The organism is Microbacterium sp., from assembly GCF_052099035.1.
In the GTDB taxonomy this organism is placed as follows: Bacteria; Actinomycetota; Actinomycetes; order Actinomycetales; family Microbacteriaceae; genus Microbacterium.
This window is the reverse complement of the sequence record NZ_JBQDSX010000106.1, coordinates 1-6,742: the sequence shown is the minus strand read 5'-3', so window position 1 is coordinate 6,742 and position 6,742 is coordinate 1. Positions and strand designations below refer to the sequence as shown.

The window sequence follows — 6,742 nt, the reverse complement described above, 5'->3', positions numbered from 1 at the left end:
GATCCCGACATCATGGGTAAGCCGTGGTTCAAGATCGAGGCGTGGTGCCGCGCTGCGGGCGTGGCCGCGCGTTCGTCGAATTACGAATTGTATGGGTCTCTATCCGGGCGCGTGGCCGAGATCCTGGGCCGGTTCTCGGCTTGGCAAGAGATTTATTCTGTCGATGAGTCCTTTATCCGGCTGAGGGGGACGCCGGCCGAAGTCGAGGCGATCGGGCAGGAGATCCGCGGCACGGTGATGCGGCTGACGGGGATCCCGGTTCGTGTGTCGATCGCGTCGACGAAGACGTTGGCGAAGGTCGCAGCGTTGGGCATCAAGAAGGTGCCGGCGATGAACGGTGTGCTGGATCTGCGCCGGTACTCACCCGCGCAGCTCGGTCGGATCCTTGATTCGATCCCGGTCACGGAACTTTGGGGGCTCTTCGCAGATGAGCGGGTAGCTGGCTGAGCGCGTCGATGGCCGGATAGGCGTCGAGGCCTCCCGAGGATGGAAGTTCCTACACTCGCCATCCGGGAGACCTCGACGTGCACCACGCTACCTTTGCGACCCCTGACTTGACCGTGTTCTGCCGCCTCGACGAGCTCGGCCTCGTGGCCGTTGGCCAGCGACTCACCCCGGAGCGGGCGGTGATCGAGTGCCGGGTCGCTGAGCCGGACCCGTGGTGCTGGGGCTGTGGCGGCCAGGCGCTGTCCCGAGGGACGGACGCGCGGCGTCTCGCGCATGAGCCGTTCGGGCATCGGCCCACGACGCTGCTGGTCCGCGTCCGCCGATACAAGTGCGCCGGCTGCGGGCGCTCCTGGCGTGAGAACCTCACCGCGGCTTCGGCGGAGCGGGCGAAGCTGTCCCGTCGCGGGATGCGGTGGGCGCTCGAAGGCATCGTGCTCGATCACCTCACCGTATCGCGCGTCGCCGCTGGGCTGGGCGTGTCCTGGCACACGGCGAATGATGCTGTCCTTGCCGAAGGTGGCCGAGTGCTCATCGACGATCCGGCTCGGTTCGACGGTGTTCGGGTGATCGGCGTCGACGAGCACGTCTGGCGGCACACTCGCCTCGGTGACAGATACGTGACCGTGATCATCGACCTCACCCCAGTCCGCGAGAAGACGGGCCCGTCGCGACTGCTGGACATGGTCGAGGGCCGTTCGAAGGCCGTGTTCAAGCAGTGGCTCGCCGCCCGCCCGCAGCACTGGCGGGACGGGGTCGAGGTCGTCGCGATGGACGGGTTCGCCGGGTTCAAGACCGCCGCGACGGAGGAGCTCCCGGACGCGGTGACGGTGATGGACCCGTTCCACGTCGTCCGCCTCGCTGGCGACGCGCTGGACACCTGCCGCCGCCGTGTCCAGCGCGACGCCTTCGGCAGGCGCGGCAGGAAAGACGATCCGCTCTACAAGGCCCGCCGCACTCTCCACACCGGCGCCGCCCTGCTGACCGAGAAGCAGCAGACCCGCCTGGAGACGCTGTTCGCGGACGAGCAGCACGCCGAGGTCGAAGCGACCTGGGGCATCTACCAGCGCATGGTCACCGCCTACCGCGAACCCGACCGGAAGCTAGGAAAGCTCGCCATGCAGTCCGTGATCGACTCGCTCACCAGCGGCGTCCCGGCCCTACTTGTCGAGCTGCGCCGCCTCGGCCGCACCCTGAAGCAGCGCGCCGCTGACGTCCTCGCGTTCTTCGACCGGCCCGGCACCTCGAACGGCCCCACGGAGGCGATCAACGGCCGCCTCGAACATCTCCGCGGCTCGGCATTGGGGTTCCGGAACCTGACGAACTACATCGCCAGATCGCTGCTCGAAGCAGGCGGCTTCAGACCCCACCTACACGCTCAAATGCGATGAGCCCCTTTCGCCACACGAGGTGACGCTCGGATGAGGCGTCTTCGACCTCGCGTTGTTATCACCCTCGCCCATCGATTGCGGGCGTGTCAACACTTCGGCTCGTTTCCCAGACGCAGCCTCTTCATTTCCTCGGCGGGCTATGCGGTCACGGTGCGTCCGTCAACGTTGGTCAAGTGCGCCGCGAGCCTTGGGCGCACGATCATTCAGATTCCTTTGGCGCGGACGCGGGTAGAGTCTCGGCCGGTTCAGCGTTCTGACTTGGGATGACGGTGCGTACGGGGCTGCATGCGAACGCGATTCCGAAGGCAATATATGCGATAGCGAGCACGATCAGCGCGATGCGTGTACCCAGGAACTCAGCCAGCGTGCCGCCCAGTACGGCGCCGATCGGGATCGTCGCAGCGCTCAACACTTGAGCGACCGAGCTGACTCGGCCTTGGAGTTGCGGCGGTGTGAAGTTCAGCCGGAGGGTCATGAGGGCCACGCCGCCGAGCGCGATTCCGAAGCTCACAGTGAAGACGCCGACCGTAAACAGGGCAACGGCAGAACTCGATTGCGTCGCCGGCAAAAGGAGGGACCCGGGCGCGGTGAGGAGGAAGGCAAAGGTTGCGACTTTGCCGAGTCCATAGCGCCTGATGAGCCTGCCGCTGATGAGGGCAGCCGTAAGTCCGCCGACACCTCCTGCGGTGAGGATGAATCCGATGGTGTCAGAGGGGACGTCGAGCTCTCGAGAGAGGTACAGGATGTCCAGCGCGCCGCTGGCGGAGAGGAGCAGGTTGGCGGTTGTGGCTCCCGCCGTGATCCAGGCAAGAACTCGGCTTGACCGCAGGATATCCAGCCCCTCGCCGATCTCTGTCGTGAGCCGCTGTCGGGGTGGCGGCGGCGGTGGAGCGACCTGGCTGATGATCGTCAAGAGCGCCACAGCACAGATGAGAAAGCAGCCGGCGGTGATGAGTAGGGTATTCGACGCGCCGACCAGCGCGACCAGAAGGCCACCGATGGCGGGTCCTACTACCCGGGCGGCGGAGCGCCCCGCCTGCATCGATCCGTTCGCTGAGGCGTAGTCGGTCGACGGAACGAGTTGGCGCAGGTAGGGCGTGTAGGCCGATTGGAACATCGCGGTGAACACCCCCGTTGTGAAGGCCAGCGCCATCAGCACGGGGAGCGTCAGCAGTTCAAAATGCGCTGCCAGTGGGATGGCTCCGAGGCTCGTCATCCGACCGAAGTTCGCCGTGACGAGGATCGCGCGGCAGCGTTGCTGGCTTCGGTCGACCAAGGCGCCCAGAAGGAGGCCGAGGATGGCGGCCGGCAGCCACTGGAGCGCTTCGAGCAGTCCGACGTTGAAGGCAGAGGCCTGCAGCTGTTCGATCGCGATCAGCGGCAGAGCGACGATCGTGACCATCGTGCCCGTCGCGCTGACTGTTTCTGCGACCAGGAACGTGATGAACGGCTTGCCCAGTGTGCGGAACCCCGGGCTCATCCGGCGTCCCGTTCAGACGCGGTGGACGTGCGCGTGCCGGCGGTTTGCGCTTCGCGACGCTCGCGCCACGCACGAATCTGAGCGTCGCTGTCCTCGCTCGAGAACGAGACGTAGGCACCGGCGAGTGCACCAGTGCTCCGACCAATTCGCTCACGAATGACGGCTTCCGGAACGCCGCCCGCCATCAGGTCGGCCACGTGCGCGCGCCGCAGATCAGTGAGCTGCACGTCTACGCCCGCCGTGGCACAGTACTGCGCCCACCGGTGCTGAATTGACTGATACCGCAAGGGAGTCTCACGACCCGGCGCGGTGAACAGCGGCCCGGAGGGCAACGCGGCAAAGCGTACGTAATTGGTCAACCTCAGGAGAACGTCTCGGTTGTCCACGAGCACGCGTCTGCGCTTGCCGCCCCACCCTGTCACGAAGAGGGATGCGGACGCTTCCTCGACGTCGTGCACCTGTAGAGCCAAGACTTCACCGGGCCTAAGCCCCAGATGAGCAAGTAAGCCGAAGACCAACTGGTCGCGCTCTGCATAGTGAGGAATCACCGCGAACACCGCATCGATCTCCGGTCTGAGGTCTCGGTAGGACGGGCGCCGCGGCTCGCTGGCACGCGGCCGCTCGAGGTCGCCGACAGCAGGTAGGAAATGCTCACCCCCGCAGCTGCGGAGGAGCCCGCGCAACGCGGATAGTCGCCGTGCTCGTGTTGCGGCGGCTTGAGCAGTTGGCCAGGCGAGGTACTCGCACACCACCTCGCCATCGATCTCGCCCCCCTGCTTGGCGGCAACTCTGACCAAGACCCTTAGGTCCGTCTCATAGCCGCGTACGGTGCTCGGCTGGCGCCCCTTGCTGCGTAGCTGTTCCAGGTATGACTCGACCGCCTCGTTCGCTCGCATACTGTGACAATATCAATTGACACAATATGTGGGAAGGTGGCTGCCGGTGATCAGTGTCGATCCAGGGGCTCACGGGCGCGCATGGTGTTCTTGCCGCAAAGCTTCACGTGCCCAGCTCGCCGACCGACAAGTAACCACCGTGGAAAAGACCCACTCGACCGGCGGTAGATGGACTGGCGCCGACATCGACCACGCTATGCGTGACGACCTCACCATCGAGCAGATCGCCGCTGACCTCGGACGCACCTACGCCGCTATCTCCAACGTCCGCACAGCAATCGCTGACCCCCGCGACCGTAGACACGAAGAACGGCACCAATCAGCGCACCACTGTCCGAGAGACGCTGTTCGCGGACGAGCAGCACGCCGAGGTCGAAGCGACCTGGGGCATCTACCAGCGCATGGTCACCGCCTACCGCGAACCCGACCGGAAGCTAGGAAAGCTCGCCATGCAGTCCGTGATCGACTCGCTCACCAGCGGCGTCCCGGCCCTACTTGTCGAGCTGCGCCGCCTCGGCCGCACCCTGAAGCAGCGCGCCGCTGACGTCCTCGCGTTCTTCGACCGGCCCGGCACCTCGAACGGCCCCACGGAGGCGATCAACGGCCGCCTCGAACATCTCCGCGGCTCGGCATTGGGGTTCCGGAACCTGACGAACTACATCGCCAGATCGCTGCTCGAAGCAGGCGGCTTCAGACCCCACCTACACGCTCAAATGCGATGAGCCACTTTGGGGCGTGGCCGGTCGGACGGGGAAGAAGCTCGCGGCAATCGGAATCCATACCGCGCGGGAGCTGCGCGACGCGGACGCGGCCTGGATCCGTAAGCGGTTCTCGGTCGTGATGCAGCGCACGGTTCTTGAGCTGCGCGGTACGCGTTGCATTGAGATCGAGACGCAACCGGCGGCCGCGAAGGATCAGCTCATCTACTCGCGATCGTTCTCAAGCAAGATCACCTCGGACGATGAGCTCGCGCAGGTCATCAGCCTGTATGCGCAGCGCGTGAGCGCCCGTTTGCGGGCTCAAAAATCGCGGGCTGGGTATCTCACCGCCTGGGCGGCGACAGGCTGGGCAGACGAGCGATCTGTGGCGCACACGGCACACGTCAACGTGCCTCTGGCGACGCCGAGTGATGACCCGATCGTGCTCACGAAGGCCGCGAGCAAGCTCCTCGCGACAAGCTTTCCCGTCGATGGCATTCGATACGCTCGCGCGGGCGTGGTTCTCACGGATCTACGCGACGTTGACGGGGCAGTGCCTCTGGCGCTGTTCCGTGAGGAGTTCGAGGGCAGGGGCGTCGGTCGCGCGCTGGATCAGATTACGCGCAAACTCGGCCGCGATGCCGTCGGGGTCGGGCTCGGGGGTCTCAGGGCGCCGCCGGGCTGGGAAATGAAACGAGCCATGTTGTCAAAGCGCACGATGACTCACTGGGACGAGCTGCCGGTGGCTGCTGCGTGAGGTGGTGAGGAGCCCGGCTGCTCGCTGCGCGATTACGTGGCGCTCTCGTCGGGCGGGTCGACGGCGACCGGCTCCTCACGGCGCAGCTGAGCGAGGCCGCGCGACTTGCTTGTGACGACGGTCTGATCAGCTTCGACTCCCCAGGCGTAGGGCACCCAATCGTCGGCGAGCTCGCGCGGCTCGTGTGCCCAGACCGCGGCGTGAGCTTCACGCCATGCCGCGACCGAACCCCACACCGGTACCGGCTGCACGCAATGATGACCCTCGCGCCAGTGACGCGCAACGGTAGTCTTCGGCACGCTCAGGGCTGCGGCCGTCTCACGTACGGACATGCCGGCCTCTCTCGCATCGAACACAGCCATGTGCAACGTGTTCGCCTCGAAGGCTGCGGCAACGCTCGCGCGCTCCCGAGCTTTGCGGAATGCTTCGGCTGAGCTGATGAGTTCGGGCATGACTTCCTCCGCGTGTGTCCCACCGTGGGACACACGAACTGTCCCACAGTGGGACAGTTCGTGTCAAACGATATGGACACCGGCCTAATCGAGGCGATGCACGGACGTTCGGAGACGAAGCGACACCGCGTTGTCTTGAGGCATCGGCGAGGACGGTCCGTCTGAAACGGTTGTTTCCGGCAGGGATCGGGCGTTTGTCCTCAGTGCGTTAGGCCGCTGCTCCTCCATTGAGACAACTATCGGTTGGACGCGGCGAACTCCATGATCTCGTCGGCCACTGCCTGTGGCCGCGAGATGTACGGGGAGTGGCTTGCGTCGAAGCTCCGCGCATCGGTGCAACGTTCGGCCATACTCTGTTGCAGATTTGGGCTCATCGCACGATCTTGCGTGCACACCAAGTACAAGCTCCGTGTGTGACGCCAGCTCGCGGCCATGACTTCCCCGCGTCCGTGACCGGAGGCTTGTGGGACGAGGAGACTTGTCGCATTCTGTGCTGCGCTGGGTGTGCAATCTCCATAGAAGAGGTCGCCGGCGACGTCTGCGGGTACGTAAGTGAATCCGTCAGAGAGGGGACGGACTGACGCGTTCACGGGCGCATCCGGTCCTCCGAGAGCCGCGCAACTT

General features: G+C 65.4%; 7 protein-coding genes and 1 pseudogene. 4 read left to right on the top strand and 4 right to left on the bottom strand.

Translation table 11 applies throughout. From position 1 onward, the window contains the following. Positions 1 to 447: Y-family DNA polymerase (locus ACTIAO_RS16630; protein ID WP_441907226.1), on the top strand; the 447-nt coding region annotated here is incomplete at its 5' end. Between the two features lie 77 nt (positions 448 to 524). Then, complete coding sequence (locus ACTIAO_RS16625; RefSeq protein ID WP_441907225.1) at positions 525 to 1,835, top strand: ISL3 family transposase; 1,311 nt, start codon at positions 525 to 527, stop codon at positions 1,833 to 1,835. 199 nt (positions 1,836 to 2,034) lie between these two features. On the opposite strand, the gene ACTIAO_RS16620 is transcribed toward ACTIAO_RS16625, so the two are convergent. Together ACTIAO_RS16620 and ACTIAO_RS16615 are read right to left on the bottom strand one after the other, a co-directional pair. After that, positions 2,035 to 3,315, bottom strand: a complete 1,281-nt coding sequence (locus tag ACTIAO_RS16620) for an MFS transporter (RefSeq protein ID WP_441907224.1) — start codon at positions 3,313 to 3,315, stop codon at positions 2,035 to 2,037. Continuing rightward, positions 3,312 to 4,211, bottom strand: a complete 900-nt coding sequence (locus ACTIAO_RS16615; protein ID WP_441907223.1) for a tyrosine-type recombinase/integrase — start codon at positions 4,209 to 4,211, stop codon at positions 3,312 to 3,314. Before ACTIAO_RS16615 ends, ACTIAO_RS16620 begins: the two co-directional genes overlap by 4 nt. 314 nt (positions 4,212 to 4,525) lie before the next feature. On the opposite strand from ACTIAO_RS16615, the pseudogene ACTIAO_RS16610 reads away from it, so the two are divergent. Next, positions 4,526 to 4,933, top strand: a pseudogene (locus ACTIAO_RS16610) (transposase); the annotation flags it as partial. A 13-nt stretch (positions 4,934 to 4,946) separates the two neighbouring features. Continuing rightward, positions 4,947 to 5,666: a DinB/UmuC family translesion DNA polymerase gene (locus ACTIAO_RS16605; protein ID WP_441907222.1), complete on the top strand. Its 720-nt coding sequence runs from the start codon at positions 4,947 to 4,949 to the stop codon at positions 5,664 to 5,666. 32 nt (positions 5,667 to 5,698) lie between these two features. Here ACTIAO_RS16605 and ACTIAO_RS16600 read toward each other — a convergent pair whose 3' ends face one another. Both ACTIAO_RS16600 and ACTIAO_RS16595 read right to left on the bottom strand, forming a co-directional pair. Next, on the bottom strand, positions 5,699 to 6,118 hold the full coding sequence (locus tag ACTIAO_RS16600) for a hypothetical protein (protein ID WP_441907221.1): 420 nt from the start codon (positions 6,116 to 6,118) through the stop codon (positions 5,699 to 5,701). Positions 6,119 to 6,354: 236 nt separating this feature from the next. Next, complete coding sequence (locus tag ACTIAO_RS16595) at positions 6,355 to 6,708, bottom strand: alpha/beta fold hydrolase (protein ID WP_441907227.1); 354 nt, start codon at positions 6,706 to 6,708, stop codon at positions 6,355 to 6,357. Between the last annotated feature and the right edge of the window lie 34 nt (positions 6,709 to 6,742).